This window comes from Sphingomonas sp. PAMC 26605, from assembly GCF_000241485.1.
Classification (GTDB): Bacteria; Pseudomonadota; Alphaproteobacteria; order Sphingomonadales; family Sphingomonadaceae; genus Sphingomonas.
The window spans coordinates 3,713,224-3,733,291 of the sequence record NZ_JH584241.1 but is presented as its reverse complement, the minus strand read 5'-3'; the positions used below and the strand labels follow the sequence as shown (position 1 = coordinate 3,733,291).

Below are 20,068 nucleotides of genomic sequence, written 5' to 3'. Positions count from 1 at the left end.
AGCCCGCAGCGCTTAGTCGTATCGGCTATGCGGGGGGGGGCAGGCAGACGGCGATCTGCCGTTCGGTCCGCACAGTCGGAAATCGGCACGCCGTATTGGAAACGGATTGGGCGTCTCTTCCCGGGAATCCGTCGATAGACGGCGAGCGTCTGCGATTGGGGCTCTGCAGCCTGCGACCGGTGGCGACGGGCCGCACGTCGCTATCGTCTGTACGCGATCCTTGGACGACATCCGACCGGCTCGAGCTGTCGTCCTGTTCGGTTCGTGCTCAGTTGGCGGGGAGAGGTTCCGACCACATCTCGCTGGTGTGGATCCGCGCTGACTCCGCCACGGTGAGTTGCCGCGGCTGGGGTGTGCCGGGTGCGATAGCCGGTGTCGCTGCGACAGCCGCATTCGGCTGCTTCGCGAAGACGGCGGCGTCGAGCGCGGCAGGCGATCCTCGCACGACGACGATGTCGGTGTTGGCCTTTGCCGGCGGCTGCGCGCCGCATGCGGCGAGCGCGAGCGCAAGCATCGCGGTTGGATAAAGAAAAACTCGCATCATCAGTCTCATCGACAAAGGGGGCGGGCGTCGAGGCAACCGGCGTTCGACACCCGCCCGTGAAGGCTAGATCAGGACAGGTCGGGCTTCAGCCGCGATTCGGTCGGCACCGGGAACGGCGCGCCGAGGATGACCGACTGGCCCTGCACCTGGTTCTGTGCCTGGCATTTGTGCGTGCATACGGTCGGCGGTGGCGCGACTTCGGTCGCGTCCTCGCCCGTTACGAAGCCCAGGCGACCACCGCTCGAGACGTCCCACTTCGACACCCGGCCGCAATGCTTGACGATGTTGATCGCACCGGTGCGCGTCTGGATCGGGTTGGGGCAGGTCGGATCGTCGACCCGCGTCGCCACCTGCGAGCTGTCGCGCGCAATGAACTTCGCCGACACGTCGTTGCCGATGTTGATCCGCGGCGTGACGGCGATCGTCGTGTCCTTGAACGGCACGACGTCGCCCTGGCGCGCGCGGAAATTGGGGTTGTCGTAGAAGAACGCGCCCGGCGCCAGGACATGGGTGATCCGCGTCGCGGTGCCGTCGCCGCGCTCGACCTCCATCTGGAACACACCGCCGGCCGCGCAATCCTTCGCCTGGATCTGCATGCTGAGGCCGGGGCCGGTGCGCGTGATGACGAGGCTGTCGCCGTCAATCTCGACCGTCATCGCTCCGTTGAGCACGAGCCCGCGGTGATCGGGGGTCTTTTCCTGGAAGACGGTCGTGCGGTGGCCGCCCGTCAGATCCTCGGGGTTGGCGACGCCGGTGAACGCATAATTGCGGACCGCAAAGCTGTCGCTGGTGATGTCGAAGGTGTTGTATCTGCCGGTGACCGTTAGCGTCGGCTGGATCAGCGACGCCTGTGCCGTCGTTTTCAGGCCGCTGGTGCCGAGCACCGCGCCGTTCGAAAAGCCGCTGACGGTGAAGCCGCCGCCCGGGCAGCCATCGGACTTCGCGGCCTGCGCGACGCCGGGCAGCCCCACCAGCGCGAGCATCGCGGCTAGCGCCGCGCCGCCGATCTTGAATTTTGCGAACTGTCTGTCGAACGTCATGCTCTTTGCCCCTTGTCTGACCGCGGATCCCGCTCGGGCCGCACCCGTGCCGTCAGGCACCCGGTCCTCGTGAGTGGGCGCGGCGCGGCAAACGGTTCAACACGCGGCGAAATATTTTTGCGGGTTGGTGTGGTAGGCGAAAAAAACAGGCGGCGGATGAACCTTTCGGGTGCGGGCTGCTACCAACACTCGAACGAGCAAGGAAAGGCTGGGCTGAACACGCGTGACGCAGCGGACGGGGGACCACGGCCGGAATGGCGACGCGGGAATCGTTGCGCGGTTGCGGGCCCGCGACATCACCGCGTTCGAGGAACTGTATCGGCGCGAACACACGCCGCTGTCGCGCTTCCTGTCGAACCTGTTGCGCCGGCCGTATCTGGTTGAGGAGGTGGTGAACGACACGATGATGGTCGTGTGGGACAGGATCGACGGATTTGCCGGCGAGAGTCGGCTGTCCACCTGGATGTTCGGCATCGCTTATCGGCAGGGCCTGAGCGCGCTGCGGCGGCTCGACGAGCCTGTCGAGGAGGACCCCGCCGAGATGGCGGACGCGCAGAGCGACGGGCCGGACCGGGCGGCGGGGAGGGCGCGCGTCGCGCGCGATCTCGCCGAGGCGATCGCACAGCTGTCGGCACCGCAACGCGCGGTGGTTAATCTGACCTATTATCAGGACCTTGGATATCGGGAAATTGCGGAGATCATGGACTGCCCGACCGACACGGTGAAGACCCGCATGTTCCATGCTCGGCGCAATCTGCGGCAGTCGCTCGCGGGCGATCTGGCCGACTGGCTATAGGATGTTCGACATGGACGAAATTGCATCGACATTCGACGATCGCCATCGCGCGGCGATGCTGTTGCTGCCGTGGTATGCGACGGGGCAGTTGGAGGCGGCGGACCAGGCGCTGGTGAAGGCCCATCTCCTCGAATGCGACGACTGTCGGGCGGAGCTTGAGATGGAGCGCCGGCTCGCGCGCGCCATTGCGGCGCAGACATCCGATCTGACGCCGAGCTGGAATACGCTGCAGGCGCGGATCGACGCCGCCCCGCGCCCTGTCGAAACGCCATCGATACCGCGACGTGACCGTAGCCGGCGTCGCTGGGCGGCCTCGACTCGGCGCGCGATGTCGCAGCCGCGCACGTTGCGCTGGGTCGTCGCCGCGCAGTTCGTCGGGCTGCTCGTGCTGGGCGGGCTGGCGATCCCGACCGAACGCGCCGGCCCCTATCGTGTCCTGGGCGATGCACCGGCGGTGCGGACCGGAAACGTGCTCGCGATGTTTCGTCCCGGTACGAGCGAGGCCGAGCTGCGCCGCGTTCTGCTGGCGAGCGGCGCGCGGCTGGTCGACGGGCCGACCAGCGCGGGCGCATGGGTGCTCGACGTCCCCGGCGGCTCCGACGGGACGGCGTTGAAAATGCTGCGCGCCGACAAGGACGTCGCGATGGCCGAACCGATCGAGCAGGCGCCGGCGGAATGATCCGCGCACTGATCGCGATTGCCGTCGCGCTGTGCGCGGTGCCGGTGATGGCACAGGCGCCGACCCCGACCGCGCCCGTGACCGTATCCGATTCATCGCCCGAACGGCGCATCCTCGTCATGCTCGAGCTGCCGCCGGAGCATTACCGGCCATCCGCCGATTATGGCGGCGGCAGCGGCGGCTATGGCGATCCAGCAGCGGCACGCGCGCGGCGACGTTTGGCCGAGCGGCTCGCCCGCGACAACGGTCTCACTGTGCTCGACACCTGGCCGATGCCGACGCTCGGGATCGACTGCGTCATCATGACGGTGCCCGGCACCACGCCGCTCGCCGACGTCAGCGAGCATATGTCGCACCTGAAGGGCGTCGCCTGGTCGCAGCCGATGAATCATTTCGAGACGCAGGCTGCCCAAGCGCGCGCGCCCAACGACCCGCTGTTCGCGGCGCAGCCCGCCGCCCACAACTGGCAGCTGGCGGACCTGCACCGCATGGCGACGGGGCTCCGCGTCAAGATCGGGATCGTCGACAGCCAGATCGACACCGGCCACCCCGATCTGCGCGGGCAGCTGATCTCGAGCCAGAACTTCGTCGGCGCAGCGTCCGGCCCCGAAACGCATGGCACCGGCGTTGCCGGGATCATCGGCGCGCGCGAGAACAACAGTGTCGGTATCGCCGGTGTGGCCCCCGGCGCGCGCCTGATCGGTCTGCGCGCCTGCTGGCAGCGGACCGCCGGCGGCACGGTGTGCGATAGCCTCAGCCTGGCGCGCGCGCTCGATTATGCGATCGGCAATGGCGTCGATATCGTCAACATGAGCCTCACCGGCCCGCAGGATCTGCTGCTCACGCGATTGATCCAGCTCGGCATGCGTCGCGGCATGTCGGTCGTCGCGGCGATCGATCCGCGGACCGGCGAAGGGTTCCCGGCGTCGATCCCCGGCGTCGTCGCGGTTGCCGAACTGGGGGTGGCCGCGTCGCGGCACGGCGTCTATAACGCCCCTGGCCGTGATGTCCCGACGACGCAGCCGGGGGGACGATGGTATCTTGTCAGCGGCAATTCCTACGCAGCGGCGCATGTCAGCGGCCTGCTCGCCCTGGCGCGCGAATTAAATGCGCGCGGCGGCCGGCAACTCGCGTCGACTGATGCCGGCAGCGGGTCGATCGACGCCTGCGCTACGCTGCTGCTCGCCAGCGGCGGAAAGGGCGGGGGCTGCCGCGTGGCGCGCTGACCCGACGCGTCTGCTCGGCGTGGCGATCGCGCTTCTGATTCCGACCGTGGCGCGCGCAGAACCCGGCTACAGCCTCACCCTTGCCAGCGATGACCGCTTTCGCGGCCATTCGACCAGCGATGGCCTTCCCGTCGCGACTGCCGCGATCTCCTATGACGACGTGAGCGGCGTCTATGGTGGTCTCTCGGTCACGCTGGGGCCGACCCGCAACGACGGGCTCCAGCCGCTCCGCTCGGTTCAACATGTCGGCTACGCGCATCGCCTCCGGTCGGGGCTGGCGTTGGATGCGGGTGTCACCAACCGTTTCTACAGCCGGTATGCCACGGTAGAATATGGCGGGCGCTTTACGCAGGCCTATTTGGGCGTGGTCGGGCGGCGGTTTTCGACCCACATCTATTACTCGCCCAATTACGACGGCCATGCCCGGTCGGCGACCTATGTCGAACTCGATGGTCTGCTCTTCGATCGCGGCGCATGGTCGCTCGCCAGCCATGTCGGTGCCTTGGCGCCGCCGCAGCGCGAGGGACGCCCGCTGAAGCGCGTGGAGATTGACGGTCGGCTCGGTTTGTCTCGTCAAATCGGCAAAGCGACGGTCAGCGCGACGCTCGTGGGTGGGGGACCCGATGAAGACGGCGGTCGCTGGCGTGGAACCATGGTATTGGCGATCAATCGAAGTTTTTGATCTTGGGAAACGCGTGTTTCTAACTCGAGAAGCTTTGATGGGTGTGCTAATTCAATCCAATAGAGGCCGTTGAAGGGCGGGACGGACGCCCCTCTGAATCTCTGAGTTTGCTCACTATTTGACGGCAGCTGATCTGCAGGCGATCCGGGCATGACGCTGTCGTTTCTGCTGCAGCGCAAGCCGGCACAGGGGATGATAGGGTACCGACCGAAGTGTTGGGAATGCAGCGTCAGCTGGCCGTGACCAAGCAACACGGATCATGAACATGGAGAGGTATCGAGATGAAGACACGGCTCAAGATAGACTTCGTCTCCGACGTCTCGTGCCCCTGGTGCGTGGTCGGGCTGCGTGGCCTCGAAGCCGGGCTGTCGCGCCTAGCCGATTCGATCGACGCCGATATCGTTTTTCGACCGTTCGAACTCAATCCGACGATGCCGCCGGAGGGTCAGAACATCGTCGAACACGTCGCGCAGAAATATGGCTCGACGCCGGAGCAGTCCGCGGCGAACCGCGCCATGATCCGGGATCGCGCAGCGGCGGTTGGTTTCACGATGGACATGAATGAGGGCAGCCGGATCTACAACACCTTCGACGCGCATCGCCTGCTCCATTGGGCGGAGACGCAGGGTGTGCAGCAGGCCCTCAAGGAGGCCCTGTTCGCGTTGTACTTCACCGATCACGGCGATCCTTCCAGTCACGAGGCTCTGGTGCGGGTCGCTACGGCTGTCGGGCTTGATCCGATCGAGGCAAAAGCGATTCTGTCGTCGACGCGATACGCCGATGACGTCCGGACGGAAGAGCAGCTCTGGCAATCGCGCGGCATAAGCGCGGTACCGGCCGTCGTGATCAACGAGCGCTATCTGATCTCCGGTGGGCAGCCACCGGAAGTCTTCGAACAGGCGCTTCGCGACATCGCGGCCGAGGCGCGGGACGCAACGGTTGCAGCCGGACGATGATGGCGCCGAACGTGAGCGCTGGAAAGGCGGCGGTTGCGGCGCTGCCCCCCGAACCACGTAAGTCCTGCTCGCGTCGGGATTAAACCTGCGCCATGCCGCCATCGACCGGAAGCTCGGCTCCGGTGATGAAGCTGCTTTGGTCGCTGGCGAGGAACAGCGCGGCCGAGGCGACCTCGTCGGCACGCGCCATCCGGCCGAGCGGGATCAGGTTCGCGAGCGTCGCGCGCACCTCGTCGGACGCCGCCGCCATCATCGCGGTGTCGGTCGGTCCCGGTGCCACGACGTTGACGCGGATGTTGCGCGGCGCGAGCTCATTGGCCCAGGTCCGCGCGAACGAGCGCACGGCGGCCTTGGTCGCTCCGTAGACGCCATAGCCCTTGGTGCCGATCGCGTCGGCGATCGAGCCGACCAACACGATCGACCCACCATCGGGCATGACCGCCGTCGCGGCCTTGGTAGCAAACAGCAGTGCGCGCACATTGAGGTCGAAGGTCCGGTCGAAATGATCCTCGCCGATGGTGTCTAGCGTCGCGAACTCGGAGATGCCGGCGTTGACGGCGAGAACGTCCACCCGTCCGGCCGCGCTCTTCACCGCCTCGAAAAAGGCGGCGAGCGCGGTCAGATCGCCACTATCGACGCGGCGCGCGCGCAGTATGCCGGCCCCAAGCTCGACCTCGCGCTCTTCGGCGCGACGGCTGGTGGCGTAAACCGTCGCACCTTCCTTGGCGAACCGCTCTGCGATGGCACCACCGATACCGCCAAGGCCGCCGATGACGACCGCGATTTTTCCAGAAAGCATGCTCATACGTCCTCACGTTGCGGGGGATGACTTGCAGATATAGATTCTATATCTGATCGCAAGAAGGTACCAGATGGTGCGTAGATAGTGAGGCATATACCCATGGCCACCGACGTGCTCGAACTGCCGCTCGATGTCGCCGCGACGCGGCCCATCCTCGACCATATCGCCAACAAATGGACGGTGCTGATCCTGAGCGTCCTCTGCACCCAGCCGGCGCGGTTCAACGACCTCAAGCGCCGCCTCGACGGCATCACCCACAAGGCCTTGTCCGAGGCCTTGAAGCGTCTCGAGCGCAACGGCCTGATCAGTCGCAAGGTCCTGCCGACGCAGCCGATCGGCGTCGAGTACACCATTACCGATCTCGGCTGCTCGCTGCGCGAACCCTTTGCCGCCCTCTACAACTGGGCGCTCGCCAATGGCACCGCGCTGGAAAACGCGCAATGTGCCTATGACGCTTCGAAACCAGGCGGCGGGTTGGAAGACGGAAACTAGCTGTCAAAGGACGCGCCACCATTTTCTCACGCCGTCCCAAAGTACGATCCCCGTCGCGAAGACAGTAACGCCAGGCGACGCAATCGCGCCTTTCTCTCCGAAAGGCGGAAGAACCGTTGCCACCGGGTTTGGGTGTTGGGTGGCCAGGCCCGCGGGCCCGAAACGGTCTTACGATCCAGGCGAACGAATGGCAGACACCGGGAAGCGAAGACCACGCCGCAAAGGACCGCAATCGGGTCGTCGGAGGCACGTGCGGTCGGCGAAGGCGACCTATAGCAATAGGAAGCCTTTTCCGCGTAATCAGCAGCATGATTGAGCAGGCGCACGCTGTCGTTGATATCCTCGCCAAGCTCCTCGAGCTGGTCGGAGCGACGATAATCCTGGGCGGTGTCGTGCTTGCCTCGGTAAGATTCGGCCTGGACGGCAGTAAGACGAACTGGAGCGACGCGTATCAGCGGTATCGAGCGGGGTTGGGGCGTGGCATTCTCCTGGGTCTCGAGCTTCTCGTCGGGGCCGACATAATTGCAACGATCACTGCGCCGCTAACCTTCGCGAGCGTCGGGCTGCTTGGCGCCATTATCGCGATCCGTACCTTTCTGAGCTTCTCGCTCGAAACCGAGATCGAAGGATGCTGGCCATGGCGGCGAACGGCGCGCGACGCGGATCGCGCCAGGAGCCGCGAGCGGTAATACGGAACGTCTCCTGTCACGACTGGTTTGACGGATAGCCCCATTCGGAGGCGGAAGGCGTTTTTCTCGGTACCGACGACAATGCCCCCGATCGTCGTCTCAAGCGAACGCCTCGAGGCTAGGTTTGCCCGTCAACGCGCCGTAAAGCTCAGAAGTGGTTTGCATGCCAATGCCTTTTCTCGTCGAGCCGTATCCCGGTCGCGCCGATGGCGCGTCGCGGTGGCTGCGGCGGCCTGACTGCTCCAGGTCCGCACCAGCTACCGCCGCTACTGGTCGCCGCCGTTACGGCGCGACTGTCCGGGCAGCCTTGCCGATCACATCCACCACGACGTCCGGGAAGGTCACCGGGATAGCGTGCGAGGATTCCAACGCGATCACGTGCGCGCCGGCACGATCGGCCTCGAACGTAAACTCCGCCCGGGGGATGACAGAATCGAGCAGCGGCCGGATCTGCCAGCTCGGCTTGCTCGTCCAGGCCGCCGCTGTCAGTTTCTCGTCGAGCGCTGCCAGCGAAATGGGCCGCTGAGTGGCGATCATCAGCGCGACTTTGTCTTCGGGCACGTCGCCGGCGAGGAGGTAAGCGTATCTCTCCGCTTTCACGACAAGGTTGGTGCCGCTGGTGCCGTCGGGCAGGGTGTAGGGGACCAGATCGACCGACGTGGCGAAATCGCCACCGGGAAACCGGTCGAGGCAGTCGTTCGTCGATTCCCCCGCTGCTGGCATGGGCGACCCCGCATAGATCAGCCCCTTGACCTTGGGGTCGTCCCCGGCCTGGCTGATGACGGCCCCGCCATAGGCGTGGGAAACGAGGAGCACCGGGCCCTCGATCGTGTCGAGCAGGCTGCGCAGATAGGCAGCGTCGTGCGCCACGCCCCGCAAGGGATTGGAGAAGACCTTGATAGGGTAGCCTCCGCGCTGCAGCCCCTGGATCACGCCGTGTGTCCAGAGCGATGAATCTTCGACTGCGCCGTGCACGAGCACGATCGTGGGTTTGGCTGATTCGGTGTCCACTGGATGTCCTTGCGGGGAGGGAGGTGTGTGGATGGGCGGCCGGCGCTTCTGTCGCGCCAAGCCGCCCACGCGCCTGTCAGCGTTGGCAATCAAGCGCCGCCTTGCGGCCTTACTTGTAGGCGATCACCTGCAGGCGAAAGACCTTCGTCTCACTGAACAGATCGTCCGCCCGCTCGACGAACTCCTGTCCGGGGGGACCAGCCATATGGGCCTCGCCGGCAGCCTCGTCGATAAACGAGTCGAACACCCGGTAGACGCCCGTCTCCCCTTCGACCTTCGAGCCGTGCCACGTCAGGGTTCCGGCCTCGCCTTTTACCAGCGACGCTTCTTTCGCGAGAAACGCCTCGACGTCTGCTTCTTTGCCAGGCTTGGCCTTCATCTCGATCAGAAATGCGAACTTGGACATTGCGATGTTCCTTGTGTTGACCTGCGCGAGCGGTGGCGCGCGCAGTACTAAGCTGGCTCGACATCGCCAGCTCGGTGCCGTGACGTAAATGTCGATTTACGCTTTCCGAGGGTCTGCTTGCTGCACCCGTGATAGATACTATCAGAGCGCGGCGCGCAGATGCGGACATCAGGCGCTCACCTTTGTCGCGTGCTGCTTCACAGCAGCGACGTGACGGTCGAGCGACGATCAAGAGGGATCAGGCGGCCTGCCGGCGCGCCAGCCGTTCGAGAACCGGGAACATCGCCGACGGCTCGGGGCGCCGGGTATAATCGCCATTCACCTCGGCGTAGACGATCGTTCCGTCCTGCGCGATGACGTAGCGGGCGCTCATCGGCAGCGTCCAGCTGTCCTCGCCGTTGAACTGCGGCAGGTCGGCGCCGAGCGTCCTGTGCGCCACGCGCAGATACTCCGGCAGCGTCCAGCGCAGGTTGAAGTCCGCCGCGACTGCGCCGCCATGGTCGCCCAGGATCGGGAAGCCGAGCCCGTTCTGGCGCTGCGACTTCCGGCTATTGGGCGCCAACTGCTGCGAGATCGCGACCAGGCTCGCACCACGCGCCTCGATTTCCGGGCGCGCCTGCTCGAGCGCGGTCAGCTCGTAATTGCAGTACGGGCACCAGACGCCGCGATAGAAGCTCGCGACGAGCGGCCCTTTGGTCAGGAGCGCTGCGGACGAAACCGGCTTGCCGTCCGGGTCGGGGAGGGTGAACGCCGGGGCGACGTCGCCGACCTTGAGCGCGCGATCCGGTGCGCCCGACGCGATCAATTCATCGACCGAGCGATGCAGCGCTTCGACGGCTGCGGGCGGGGCAAGCCGCGTATCGAACTCGATCTTGAAGGCATCGAGCTTGGCCTGCAGCGGCAAATCCGATTGCAGGATATGGGCGAAAGTTTCCTGGAAATTCATCGCGCTTCTCCGTGGCGGCCGAGCATCATCGCTGCCCTGCCGCCCAAATGCGCTATTCTGATGCGTTGCAGTAGGAGAGCCAAAGCGATATCACTTATTCAATTATGGAATAGGTGGCTCGGCGAATGGATCGATTGCATGCGATGGAGGTTTTCGTCCGCGTCGTTGAGGCCGGTTCGTTCTCGGCGGCTGCGCGCGATTTGCAGACCGGCCAGCCCAACGTGTCGAAACTTGTCGCGGCACTGGAAGAGCGTCTCCAGGTCCGGCTTCTGGTCCGCTCGACGCGGCAACTCCACCCGACCGAAGCGGGCCAGGCGTTCTACGAGCGCGCGCGGCGCACCCTTGCCGAAGCCGATGAGGCAGAGACCGCCGCGCGCGGATTGGGCAAGGGGCTCGATGGACGGCTGCGCGTCGGCGCCCCCGTTACCTTCGCCAGATTGCACGTCATTCCGAAGATCGGCGGTTTCCTCGACGCGCATCCGAACCTTCGCGTCGATTTCGTCCTCGACGATCGCTTCGTCGATTTGATGGGCGAGAATATCGACGTCGCGCTCCGCGGGGGAGAGCTATCGGATTCGAGCCTGACCGCCCGCAAACTCGCCACGTGCGACCGATTGGTCGTGGCGAGCCCGACGTACCTTGCGCGGATGGGCACTCCGTCGACTCCCGCCGACCTGCTCGAGCACACCGCGCTCGTCTACACGCAGGGGCTGATCGCGGAGGAATGGCGTTTTCAGGGCGCAAATGGGGAGACGTCGGTGCGTATCCCCACGCGACTGTCGTTCAGCGCGGCCGAGGGCGTTCGGGAGGCGGTGATTGCCGGCCTTGGCCTCGCGATCAGCTCGCGCTGGGTAATGCAACCGGAGCTTGCGAGCGGAAGCGTTGTCCCGGTGCTGACCGACTGGAAGCTCCCCACCGCCGACTTGTGGGCGCTGTTTCCGAGCGGTCGGCTGCCGACGGCGAAGGCGCGCGCGTTCGTGAGCTGGTTCGAGCAGATTTTCGCGAAGACCTAAATTCGCCTTCATCGCCAGTCGCCGGATCGAACGCGTCGAAGACGCGAATCGGTCAGGCGCGTGGGTAGGTCGGGCGCCGCGACAGGCGGATCGGCATCTGCCATCGCGGGCGTCCGATGCTGCCGCTCGCCCTACCAATGCGTCAAGCGAAGGGCGTCGCGAACTCCATCCGGATGCCGCCCGGGATGAACACGAGAAAGTGTCGCGTGGCCGCTCCCGGAACGATTGGGCCCGGTGCGGCATCGATCACGATTTCGGGATGAACGCTGAGCTTTGCCCATAGCGCATCGAGCGCGGCGTCGTCGGCCACAGACAGCGAAAGATGATGCAGGCCGATGTTCGCGCGCCGGTCGAAGGCGCGCGCGGTCAGCGGATCGGCGGCGCGCCATAGCGTCAGGAAGACGGCGCCGTTGGACACGAAAATCGCCGGATATTCCGGGACACCGCCCACCTCGCCGAAGCCGAGGACTTCGCAGAAAAACGCGCGCGCCTGATCGAGGTCCGGGACGGTCAGGCCGATATGATGGACGCCAAGGGTCGGCTGTGTCGTCATGGTTTTCTTCCTTCCAGTTCGGTCACGCGGGCGCGCAACTCGGCAAGTTCATCGAGCAGGGGTCGGGTCTGCTCGCGGATTTCCGCTTCGGTGAAACGCGGGCTGATATGTTGAGGGCAATTCCAGTCGAAACCGACCACGTCGATCAGGAAGGCTCGCTCGGGCTCGGCAGCATAACCGCGCGGCATCAGGGTGGCGATCTCGGCCCGATCGTCACTGACCCGCGCCGTGCCGATCAGCTTGAGCCGACGCCGGTTCGGGTAGTCCATCAGGAACAGCGATACCCGATCGTCGGCCATCAGGTTCGCCGCCGATAGAAACTGCCGATTGCCGCGATAGTCCGCGAACCCGATCCGGTTGCCCGCGATCCGGCGCAGGAATCCCGCCGGCCCGCCACGATGCTGAACATAGGGCCAGCCCTGCTCGCTGACGCTTGCCATGTAGAAGCTGTCGCGGGCGGCGATGAAACCAGCCTCGCGCTCGGTGAGGATATCCACCGGTCCGGCATTGGCCTCCAACCGCGCATAGGATGCGCGCGATCCATCCGCCTCCTGCATCGCCCGGGCGCGGGGGCCGAAGAGGGTGTGGAGAAAGGTCTGTGCCATGCAGGGAAGATAATACGTTGCGGATACGATGATAATCCTCGATCCTCGATGTTCACTATTGCACATCGAGGAATAATGGATCGCTTCGACGCCCTGACGTCGTTCGTCGCCGTTGCCGACCGGCGCGGTTTCGCTGCGGCCGCGCGCGCGCTGGGGACGTCACCCCCCGCGGTCACCCGTGCGGTCGCGGCGCTGGAGCGGCATCTCGGCGTCACGCTGTTCCATCGCTCGACCCGGGCGGTTTCGCTCACCGACGAAGGCTTGGCGTTTCTCGATCGTGCCCGGCGGATCCTCGCCGATCTGCGCGAGGCCGAGCAGATTGCGATGGGCGGGCGATCGGTGCCGCGCGGACAGCTTTACGTGACGGCGCCGGTAATGTTCGGGAAGCTGCACGTGCTGCCCACGATCAGCGCGCTGCTGGCCAGATACGATGGTCTGAACGCCCGCATGATGCTGGTCGACCGCAATGTCCGCATCGTCGAGGAGGGGATCGACGTGGCGGTGCGGATCGGCGCACTCGCGGACAGCGCCCTGCGCGTCGTGCCGATCGGATCGGTGCAACAGACCATCGTGGCAAGCCCCGCCTATCTCGCCGAGCATGGCACGCCGATGGTGCCGACCGACCTTGAGCGCCATCGGTGCATCGCTTGCAACGGGGTGCGCGACGGCAGCAATTGGCGGTTCGGAGCCGCAGGCGACGCCATCGTGAAGATCGCCCCGCGGCTCACCATCAATACCATCGACGGGACCATCGCCGCCGCCGAGGCCGGATCGGGTTTGGCCAATGTGCTGAGCTACCAGGCCGCCGCGGCGATCGGCGCGGGGCGGCTGGTGCCGGTCCTGGCCGAACATGCCCCACGCCCGATCCCGATTACGCTGCTCTATGAGGCCGGGCGCGGAGCGATGCCGGCGGTACGGATCTTCATCGAGGCGATGCGGGAGAGCGCACGCGAAGGCGCCTGGCTGTGACCGTCTTGCCGAACGGACCATTCTGGGTGTTCAACCTCGGCCGACATTGAAATCTTGGTGTGCCTGCGGGTGTGCCGCCGTATCGCGCGCGAGGGCATCACGCAGCAAACCGCCCGGTTCGAAATACCGCTGGCCGAGCGCTGGTCGGTACGCATCGAGCGGATGCTGCTGACCGGCCCACCGGGTATCGGCAAGCTTAACTAGATTGCCGTCTGGCGGCAGCGCTGCGCTTGAAAGCGCGGTGCTGGAACTCGGGAATGCCTCCGACGATCGGCAACTGTCTGGCACCGCGCGGAGGCGGACCACAGCTCAACTTCCGTGGCCGTTGGTGCCGATCGCAGCGACGCTGTGCCCGAACCCGCTGCCGATCGTCACCGAACTCGACAAGGCGGCCGGATCCAATCGTAATGGTCGCCCGCACACGCATTGCTGTCGATTTCGCATATCGAAAAGCGGCGGGCGGCATTTCGGATCCGCGTAGCGACGCGTGGCATAAACTTCTGCGAAAAAGGCCCTCCATGACCGGTTCGACGGTCACGCGGCCGTGATGGGGAATGAGGGGGGCGCCCGAACTTGGTTGCACGGGGGCCAATGGGTTGTATTAATTGAGCGCGCAGACGGTACCGACGCTCAATCATAACAAGCGCTTAGCGAGTATAGTTTTTGAGGTAGCTCCCTGACGCCCAACCGTCTCGGTAAGACAGTGATGGGAGCCGCCACGTTTCCAAATGCGCGGGTATCGTTCGGCTGATGCGGGCGCCTCGCGTAGCTGCGACGACGGGTGCGAACCCATCGCAGGCGCCAACGACGGGAGGCTGCGGCGAGTCATCTGTCGATCCTCCTCGCGCCGACCGGCAGCGGCGCGCCCCACGACCCGAATCGAACGAAGGCGCTTTGCATGACGACACTGTACGGAATCCCCAATTGCGATACCGTCAAAAAGGCGCGGGCCTGGCTCGGCGAGCACGGCGTCGCCTACGACTTCCACGACTATAAAAAGGCCGGCGTTCCGGAAGCGGAATTACGCGGCTGGGTCGATTGGCTCGGCTGGGAAGCGCTGCTCAACCGCGGCGGCACGACCTTCCGCAAACTGCCCGACGCCGAGAAGACCGACTTGGATGCGAAAAAGGCGATCGCGCTGATGCTCGCCAACCCCTCCGCGATCAAGCGCCCGGTGTTGGTCCAAGCCGAAACGCTGCTGGCGGGGTTCACGCCCGATACCTATCTATCGGTTCTCAAGCCCTAGGAGATACGCCCATGCCGACCGCACGCTGGAACGACACCGTCATCGCCCAGTCCGACGACACCGTAGTGGTCGAGGGCAACCATTATTTCCCGGCCAACAGCATCGTCGCCGAATATTTCGAGGACAGCGCGACGCATTCGCACTGCCCTTGGAAGGGCAATGCGAGCTACAAGACGATCATCGTCGACGGGAAGCGCAACCCTGACGCCGCTTGGTTCTATCCCGATCCCAAGCCCAAGGCAGCCGAAATCAAGGATCGCTTCGCCTTCTGGAAGGGCGTCGAAGTCAAATAACCTCCCGCGCGCCGGCGCCCCGCGCGGGGCGCTGGCGTCGCGCCGCCCGAGGCGCTATTCGCCTTGGTCATGTCCACGACCTTCACGATCGACACCGCGACCAGTCGCGCCAATCCGACCCCGGCGCCGATGAAGCGGCTCACCGTTCCCGCGATCCGCGCGCGGAAAGGCGACGGGCAGGCCGGCGGCGAGCCGCTGGTGATGCTCACCGCCTATACCGTGCGCAACGCGCAACTGCTCGATCCGCATTGCGACATGCTGCTCGTCGGCGACAGTCTCGGACAGGTGATCTACGGCCTGCCATCGACCGTTCCCGTCACGCTCGAGATGATGGCGGCGCATGGCGCGGCGGTGGTGCGCGGCAGCTATCACAGCGTCGTCGTCATCGACATGCCGTTCGGCAGCTACGAAGCGAGCCCCGAAAAGGCGTTCGAAAGCGCGGCCTGGCTGCTCAAGCAGACTGGCGCCGCCGCGGTGAAGCTCGAGGGCGGCACCGCGATGGCGCCGACCGTCGCCTTCCTGTCCGAACGCGGGATTCCCGTGATGGGGCATGTCGGGCTCACCCCACAGGCGGTCAACGCGCTCGGCGGCTATGGCGCGCGCGGGCGCAGCGCCGCCGAGGCCGCCAAGATCGTCGCCGACGCCAAGGCCGTCGCAAACGCCGGCGCCTTCGCGGTGGTGATCGAGGGCGTGGTCGAACCGATCGCGATCGAGATCACGCGCAGCATCGCCTGCCCGACGATCGGGATCGGCGCGTCGGCGCAGTGCGACGGGCAGGTGCTCGTTACCGAAGACATGCTCGGCCTGTTCGAGCGGACCGCGCGCTTCGTGAAGAAATTCGATGATCTGTCAGGCCGTATTTCCGCCGCGGTCGAGCAGTACGCCGATGAGGTGCGGGCGCGCAGCTTTCCCGGCTTGGAGCAGATCTACCCTCAGAAGGACTAGCGGCCCCACCCGTTTTTTGAGCGCTTTTGTTTGGCGGGCAGCGCGGCTAAGGTCCGCGCCTTCCTGCCCTGATCCGATGGAGTTCCGCCTTGGCCGTGCCGCCGAATACCGATGCCGCATTCCTGCGCGAAGTCGATGAGGAATTGCGCCGCGATCAGATGGCGAAGGCGGCGCGGCGGTACGGCGTCGCGGCGATCGCGGTGATCGTGCTCGCGCTCGTTGGTTTTGCGGGCTGGCTGCTCTGGCAGTCGCATGAACAAAGCGTCGCCGCCGACGAGGGCGCTGCGCTCTCCAAGGCGTATGACGATCTCAACGCCGCCAAGCCCGATGCGGCGCAGGGCGAACTGACCGCGCTCGCCCAGTCGCGTGGCGAGGGTTACCGCGCGCTCGCGCTGATGAGCCAGGGCGATGCGCTGCTGCAGAAGAAGGATCTGCGCGGTGCTGCTGCCAAGTTCGGCGCGGTCGCCAGCGACACTTCGATCGGCCAGCCGTTCCGCGATCTCGCCCTTGTCCGCCAGACCACTGCCGAGTTCGACACGATCAAGCCCGACGTCGTAGTCGCGCGGCTGCGCGGCATCGCGGTCAAGGGCAATCCGTGGTTCGGCAGCGCGGGCGAGCTCGTCGCGATCTCGTATCTGCGGATGGGCCGGCGCGATCTGGCGGGGACGCTCTACGGACAGATTGCGCAAAACCCCGATATGCCCGAAACGATCCGGCAACGCGCGGTTCAGATGGCAGGTATATTGGGCGTCGATGCCGTGTCCGGGGCTAAGGAACAAAAATCGCAATGAAGATGACCAACCGCTATCTCCTCATCGCCGTCTCCGCCGTTGCGCTGAGCAGCTGTGCTGCGTTGAAGGGCAAGAAGAAGACCCCGGTGCTTGGCCAGCGGATCGCGATCCTCGCCAGCGAGAACGATGTCACCGCCGACAAGACGATTGCGGGCGTCGAAGTGCTCGTGCCGCCCGCGACGACCAACGACAATTGGGCGCAGCCCGGCGGCAACCCGTCGAAGGCGCTCGGACAGGTCGCGCTTGGTACCAATCTATCGCGCGTCTGGAGTGCGACGATCGACGGCGGCAGCAACCGCCAGCGGCTCGGTGCGGCGCCGGTCGTTGCCGGCGGAAACCTTTACACGATCGACGTCGACGCGACGATCCACGCTTTTTCGGCGACCACCGGCGCGAAGCTGTGGACGACCGATATCGCCAAGACCGAAAAGGCCAAGGCCGACAAGAAGGCCCGCGGCGCGCGCTTCGGCGGCGGCGTGAGCTTCGATGACGGCAAGGTGTTTGCGACCGACGGGCTCGGCGACGTCGTCGCGCTCGAGGCGGCGACCGGCAAGGTGCTGTGGCGCGTCAAGCCGGGCTCGCCGCTGCGCGGCGCCCCGACCGTCGCCAATGGCCAGCTCTATGTACTGAGCCAGGACAATCAGCTGTTCGCGCTGTCGCAGGCCGACGGCACCGTGGTGTGGAACCAGTCGGGCTCGGTCGAGACGCAGGGCGTGTTCGGCGTTGCCGCTCCCGCGGTCAGCCAGGGGACGGTCGTCGCCGGCTTCTCCTCGGGCGAGCTCAACGCCTATCGTTACGAGAATGGCCGCACTTTGTGGCAGGATGCGCTCTCGCGCTCGACGATCTCGACCTCGGTCTCGTCGCTCGCCGACGTCGATGCCGATCCGGTAATCGACCGCGGCATCGTCTATGCCGTCGGGCAGGGCGGTCGCATGGTCGCGATCGAGATCGATTCGGGTCAGCGTCTGTGGGAGCAGAATTTCGCGGGCATCTCGACGCCGTGGGTCGCGGGCGAGTGGGTGTTCATCGTCACCGACGATGCGCGCCTCGTCTGCCTCGCGCGCGCGACCGGCAAGGTGCGGTGGATCAGCCAGCTGCGTCACTACATGAGCGAGAAGACCAAGAAGGACGGCACGCTCAAGGAAGGCAAGAAGGCTAACCCGGTCACCTGGTTCGGCCCCGTGCTTGCGGGCGGGCGGCTGGTGCTGACCAATTCGGCCGGGCAGATCGTCTCGGCGTCGGTCGACAGCGGCAAGGTCGGCACGGTGATCGAGAACAAGGCGCCGTTCACGCTGCCGCCGATCGTGTCGAATTCGACGCTCTATGTGCTCGACCAGAAGGGGCGCGTTTCCGCCTATAAGTGATGTCTCGGCGCGGCAATGACGACGGGGGTGACGAAAGGCCGCGCGTGCCGTAAGGAGCGCGCATGTCCAAAACCCCCGTGGTCGCGATTATCGGCCGGCCGAACGTCGGCAAATCGACGCTGTTCAATCGCCTTGTCGGCAAGAAGCTCGCTCTGGTCGATGATCGCCCCGGCGTGACGCGCGATCGCCGTGAAGGCGACGCGACGCTCGTCGGGCTCAATTTCCGCATCATCGACACCGCCGGCTATGAGGATGAGGACGCCGCGTCCTTGCCCGGCCGGATGCGCCAGCAGACCGAGGCGGCGGTGGCGCAGGCCGACGTCGCGCTGTTCATGTTCGATTCGCGGGTCGGGCTCGTGCCGCTCGACGAAGAGATCGCGCGCTGGCTGCGCGGATCGACGACCCCGGTGATTCTCGTCGCCAACAAGGCTGAAGGAAAGGCCGGCGCCGACGGCATCCTCGAATCGCTGTCGCTTGGCTTCGGCGACCCGGTCGAGCTGTCGGCAGAGCATGGCGAGGGGCTGGTCGAACTGTTCGACGCGCTGCTCCCCTATATCGAGCCAGAGAAGAACGCCGCGGGCGAAGACATTCCACACGGCGAGGATGACGACGAGGAATACGCCCCCGATGCGCCGCTCAAGCTGGCGATCATCGGGCGCCCCAATGCGGGCAAGTCGACGCTGATCAACCAGATCCTCGGCGAACAACGCCTCATCACCGGGCCGGAAGCGGGCATTACGCGCGATTCGATCGCGGTTGATTGGATCTGGCACGATCCCGAGCGCGAGCATGGCGAGGATGCGCGCAAGGTGCGCCTGATCGACACGGCCGGCATGCGCAAGCGCGCCAACGTCCAGGACAAGCTCGAGAAGCTGTCGGTTGCCGACGCGCTCCACGCGATCGATTTCGCCGAAGTCGTCGTGCTGCTGCTCGATGCGACGCGTGGGCTCGAATCGCAGGATCTGCGCATCGCCGACGCCGCGCTCCAGGAGGGCCGCGCGCTGATCGTCGCGATCAACAAATGGGACATCGCCGAGAACGGCTCGAGCCTGTTCAACGGCATCCGTGGCGCGCTCGAGGAGGGGCTCAGCCAGATCAAGGGCATGCCCGTGCTCACCGTGTCCGGCGCCACCGGCAAGGGCATCGACACGTTGCTCAAGGTCGCGTTCGAGACGCGCGACACCTGGTCGCACCGCGTCGGCACCGGCGAGCTCAACCGCTGGTTCGAGAAAGCGGTCGAGGCCAATCCGCCGCCCGCGCCCGGCGGCAAGCGGATCAAGCTGCGCTATATGACGCAGGCCAAGACGCGTCCGCCCGGTTTCGTGCTGTTCGGCACGCGCGTCGATCAATTGCCGATGAGCTACCAGCGCTACCTCATCAACGGCATTCGACGCGATCTGGGCTTTGGCGCGGTTCCGGTCCGGCTCACCTTGCGCGCCCCCAAAAATCCTTTCGACCGCTGACATCGCTTCCAATAGCAGAATTACTCTATTGATCTGAAGCATGCCTTTAGTTCGACAGCTGCCTTTTTGACACGGGCATCAACCTCTCGTTTACTTCGGCCGCCTAATATTCAGGTAACGGGGCGATAGGCCTGCGGGAGATGGCGGTGGCGCTCGACGAAAAGGACTTGATCGACCGGACGGCATTTGCCCGTGCGCGCTCCGAGCTCGGTGCCGGGTTCGTGCGTATTCTCGGTTACTTTCGCGAGGACGGGGTCAAATCCGTCGCCGCGCTCGAAGCCGCGATGCGCGCCGGAAACGCCGCCGCGATGGTCATTCCGGCGCATACGCTCAAAGGCGAATCGTTCCAGTTCGGGGCGGAGCCGCTCGGCACCGTGGCCGAGCGCATTGAGGTGATCGCGCGGGCTTGCGTCGAGAATCACGACACGCCTGAGGAAGCGCTCGAGCATATCGTCGCGCTGCGGCCGCTGTTCGAGGCAACGCTGGCGATGCTCGAACGCGATTCCAATCCGCTCGTCGCGCGGCGGCCGGCGTTCGGGCGGCGCGCGATCTAACCC

25 protein-coding genes are annotated in these 20,068 nt (G+C 65.6%); 17 read left to right on the top strand and 8 right to left on the bottom strand.

Annotated elements, in window-relative coordinates:
• Window positions 1-268: 268 nt before the first annotated feature.
• Both RH90_RS17380 and RH90_RS17375 read right to left on the bottom strand, forming a co-directional pair.
• Window positions 269-541: a hypothetical protein gene (locus RH90_RS17380; RefSeq protein WP_157134618.1), complete on the bottom strand. Its 273-nt coding sequence runs from the start codon at window positions 539-541 to the stop codon at window positions 269-271.
• Between the two features lie 71 nt (window positions 542-612).
• Window positions 613-1,584: a hypothetical protein gene (locus RH90_RS17375; RefSeq protein WP_010187488.1), complete on the bottom strand. Its 972-nt coding sequence runs from the start codon at window positions 1,582-1,584 to the stop codon at window positions 613-615.
• 223 nt (window positions 1,585-1,807) lie between these two features.
• Here RH90_RS17375 and RH90_RS17370 point away from each other — a divergent pair, with 223 nt between their 5' ends.
• From RH90_RS17370 to RH90_RS17350, 5 genes are all read left to right on the top strand, one after another.
• Entirely contained in the window at window positions 1,808-2,380 is a 573-nt protein-coding gene (locus RH90_RS17370) for an RNA polymerase sigma factor (RefSeq protein WP_010187486.1), read from the top strand.
• Between the two features lie 10 nt (window positions 2,381-2,390).
• Complete coding sequence (locus RH90_RS17365; protein ID WP_010187484.1) at window positions 2,391-3,059, top strand: anti-sigma factor family protein; 669 nt, start codon at window positions 2,391-2,393, stop codon at window positions 3,057-3,059.
• On the top strand, window positions 3,056-4,285 hold the full coding sequence (locus tag RH90_RS17360; RefSeq protein WP_010187483.1) for a S8 family peptidase: 1,230 nt from the start codon (window positions 3,056-3,058) through the stop codon (window positions 4,283-4,285). The genes RH90_RS17365 and RH90_RS17360 overlap by 4 nt, the downstream gene beginning before the upstream one ends.
• 19 nt (window positions 4,286-4,304) lie before the next feature.
• Window positions 4,305-4,967 carry a TorF family putative porin gene (locus RH90_RS17355; RefSeq protein ID WP_010187481.1) on the top strand — a complete coding sequence of 221 codons (663 nt, stop codon included), beginning with the start codon at window positions 4,305-4,307 and terminating at the stop codon, window positions 4,965-4,967.
• A gap of 281 nt (window positions 4,968-5,248) precedes the next feature.
• Window positions 5,249-5,923, top strand: a complete 675-nt coding sequence (locus RH90_RS17350; protein ID WP_010187478.1) for a DsbA family oxidoreductase — start codon at window positions 5,249-5,251, stop codon at window positions 5,921-5,923.
• 79 nt (window positions 5,924-6,002) lie between these two features.
• Here the strand turns inward: RH90_RS17350 and RH90_RS17345 are convergent, their stop codons facing one another.
• Window positions 6,003-6,722 carry an SDR family NAD(P)-dependent oxidoreductase gene (locus tag RH90_RS17345; RefSeq protein ID WP_232280377.1) on the bottom strand — a complete coding sequence of 240 codons (720 nt, stop codon included), beginning with the start codon at window positions 6,720-6,722 and terminating at the stop codon, window positions 6,003-6,005.
• 102 nt (window positions 6,723-6,824) lie between these two features.
• Between RH90_RS17345 and RH90_RS17340 the strand changes: the two genes are divergently transcribed.
• Window positions 6,825-7,217 carry a winged helix-turn-helix transcriptional regulator gene (locus RH90_RS17340; RefSeq protein ID WP_010187474.1) on the top strand — a complete coding sequence of 131 codons (393 nt, stop codon included), beginning with the start codon at window positions 6,825-6,827 and terminating at the stop codon, window positions 7,215-7,217.
• A 308-nt stretch (window positions 7,218-7,525) separates the two neighbouring features.
• Complete coding sequence (locus RH90_RS17335; RefSeq protein ID WP_010187472.1) at window positions 7,526-7,906, top strand: DUF1622 domain-containing protein; 381 nt, start codon at window positions 7,526-7,528, stop codon at window positions 7,904-7,906.
• Between the two features lie 282 nt (window positions 7,907-8,188).
• On the opposite strand, the gene RH90_RS17330 is transcribed toward RH90_RS17335, so the two are convergent.
• The 3 genes from RH90_RS17330 to RH90_RS17320 form a co-directional block, all read right to left on the bottom strand.
• On the bottom strand, window positions 8,189-8,917 hold the full coding sequence (locus RH90_RS17330) for an alpha/beta fold hydrolase (RefSeq protein ID WP_010187469.1): 729 nt from the start codon (window positions 8,915-8,917) through the stop codon (window positions 8,189-8,191).
• A gap of 109 nt (window positions 8,918-9,026) precedes the next feature.
• Window positions 9,027-9,323 (bottom strand): putative quinol monooxygenase, encoded by a 297-nt coding sequence (locus RH90_RS17325; protein ID WP_010187467.1) that lies wholly within the window; start codon window positions 9,321-9,323, stop codon window positions 9,027-9,029.
• A 238-nt stretch (window positions 9,324-9,561) separates the two neighbouring features.
• Window positions 9,562-10,269, bottom strand: a complete 708-nt coding sequence (locus tag RH90_RS17320) for a peroxiredoxin-like family protein (RefSeq protein ID WP_010187465.1) — start codon at window positions 10,267-10,269, stop codon at window positions 9,562-9,564.
• Window positions 10,270-10,394: 125 nt separating this feature from the next.
• Between RH90_RS17320 and RH90_RS17315 the strand changes: the two genes are divergently transcribed.
• Complete coding sequence (locus RH90_RS17315; RefSeq protein WP_010187464.1) at window positions 10,395-11,282, top strand: LysR family transcriptional regulator; 888 nt, start codon at window positions 10,395-10,397, stop codon at window positions 11,280-11,282.
• 142 nt (window positions 11,283-11,424) lie between these two features.
• Here RH90_RS17315 and RH90_RS17310 read toward each other — a convergent pair whose 3' ends face one another.
• Both RH90_RS17310 and RH90_RS17305 read right to left on the bottom strand, forming a co-directional pair.
• Complete coding sequence (locus RH90_RS17310) at window positions 11,425-11,835, bottom strand: VOC family protein (protein WP_010187463.1); 411 nt, start codon at window positions 11,833-11,835, stop codon at window positions 11,425-11,427.
• Window positions 11,832-12,440, bottom strand: a complete 609-nt coding sequence (locus RH90_RS17305; protein WP_010187462.1) for a pyridoxamine 5'-phosphate oxidase family protein — start codon at window positions 12,438-12,440, stop codon at window positions 11,832-11,834. The genes RH90_RS17310 and RH90_RS17305 overlap by 4 nt, the downstream gene beginning before the upstream one ends.
• Between RH90_RS17305 and RH90_RS17300 the strand changes: the two genes are divergently transcribed.
• The 9 genes from RH90_RS17300 to RH90_RS17265 all read left to right on the top strand — a co-directional run bounded on the left by RH90_RS17300 (window position 12,420) and on the right by RH90_RS17265 (window position 20,065).
• Window positions 12,420-13,409, top strand: a complete 990-nt coding sequence (locus RH90_RS17300) for a LysR substrate-binding domain-containing protein (RefSeq protein WP_232280376.1) — start codon at window positions 12,420-12,422, stop codon at window positions 13,407-13,409. The genes RH90_RS17305 and RH90_RS17300 overlap by 21 nt on opposite strands.
• A 57-nt stretch (window positions 13,410-13,466) precedes the next feature.
• Complete coding sequence (locus RH90_RS23550) at window positions 13,467-13,613, top strand: hypothetical protein (RefSeq protein WP_157134617.1); 147 nt, start codon at window positions 13,467-13,469, stop codon at window positions 13,611-13,613.
• Window positions 13,614-14,307: 694 nt separating this feature from the next.
• Window positions 14,308-14,655, top strand: a complete 348-nt coding sequence (locus tag RH90_RS17295; RefSeq protein WP_010187460.1) for an ArsC family reductase — start codon at window positions 14,308-14,310, stop codon at window positions 14,653-14,655.
• Window positions 14,656-14,666: 11 nt separating this feature from the next.
• Window positions 14,667-14,948: a DUF427 domain-containing protein gene (locus RH90_RS17290; protein WP_010187459.1), complete on the top strand. Its 282-nt coding sequence runs from the start codon at window positions 14,667-14,669 to the stop codon at window positions 14,946-14,948.
• Between the two features lie 69 nt (window positions 14,949-15,017).
• Complete coding sequence (gene panB / locus RH90_RS17285; protein WP_010187458.1) at window positions 15,018-15,893, top strand: 3-methyl-2-oxobutanoate hydroxymethyltransferase; 876 nt, start codon at window positions 15,018-15,020, stop codon at window positions 15,891-15,893.
• Between the two features lie 89 nt (window positions 15,894-15,982).
• Window positions 15,983-16,684 (top strand): tetratricopeptide repeat protein, encoded by a 702-nt coding sequence (locus RH90_RS17280; protein ID WP_010187457.1) that lies wholly within the window; start codon window positions 15,983-15,985, stop codon window positions 16,682-16,684.
• On the top strand, window positions 16,681-18,048 hold the full coding sequence (locus RH90_RS17275; protein ID WP_010187456.1) for a PQQ-binding-like beta-propeller repeat protein: 1,368 nt from the start codon (window positions 16,681-16,683) through the stop codon (window positions 18,046-18,048). The genes RH90_RS17280 and RH90_RS17275 overlap by 4 nt, the downstream gene beginning before the upstream one ends.
• A gap of 62 nt (window positions 18,049-18,110) precedes the next feature.
• Window positions 18,111-19,511 carry a ribosome biogenesis GTPase Der gene (gene der, locus RH90_RS17270; protein WP_010187455.1) on the top strand — a complete coding sequence of 467 codons (1,401 nt, stop codon included), beginning with the start codon at window positions 18,111-18,113 and terminating at the stop codon, window positions 19,509-19,511.
• A 140-nt stretch (window positions 19,512-19,651) separates the two neighbouring features.
• Window positions 19,652-20,065: an Hpt domain-containing protein gene (locus tag RH90_RS17265; protein ID WP_010187453.1), complete on the top strand. Its 414-nt coding sequence runs from the start codon at window positions 19,652-19,654 to the stop codon at window positions 20,063-20,065.
• The last annotated feature ends 3 nt before the right edge of the window (window positions 20,066-20,068 follow it).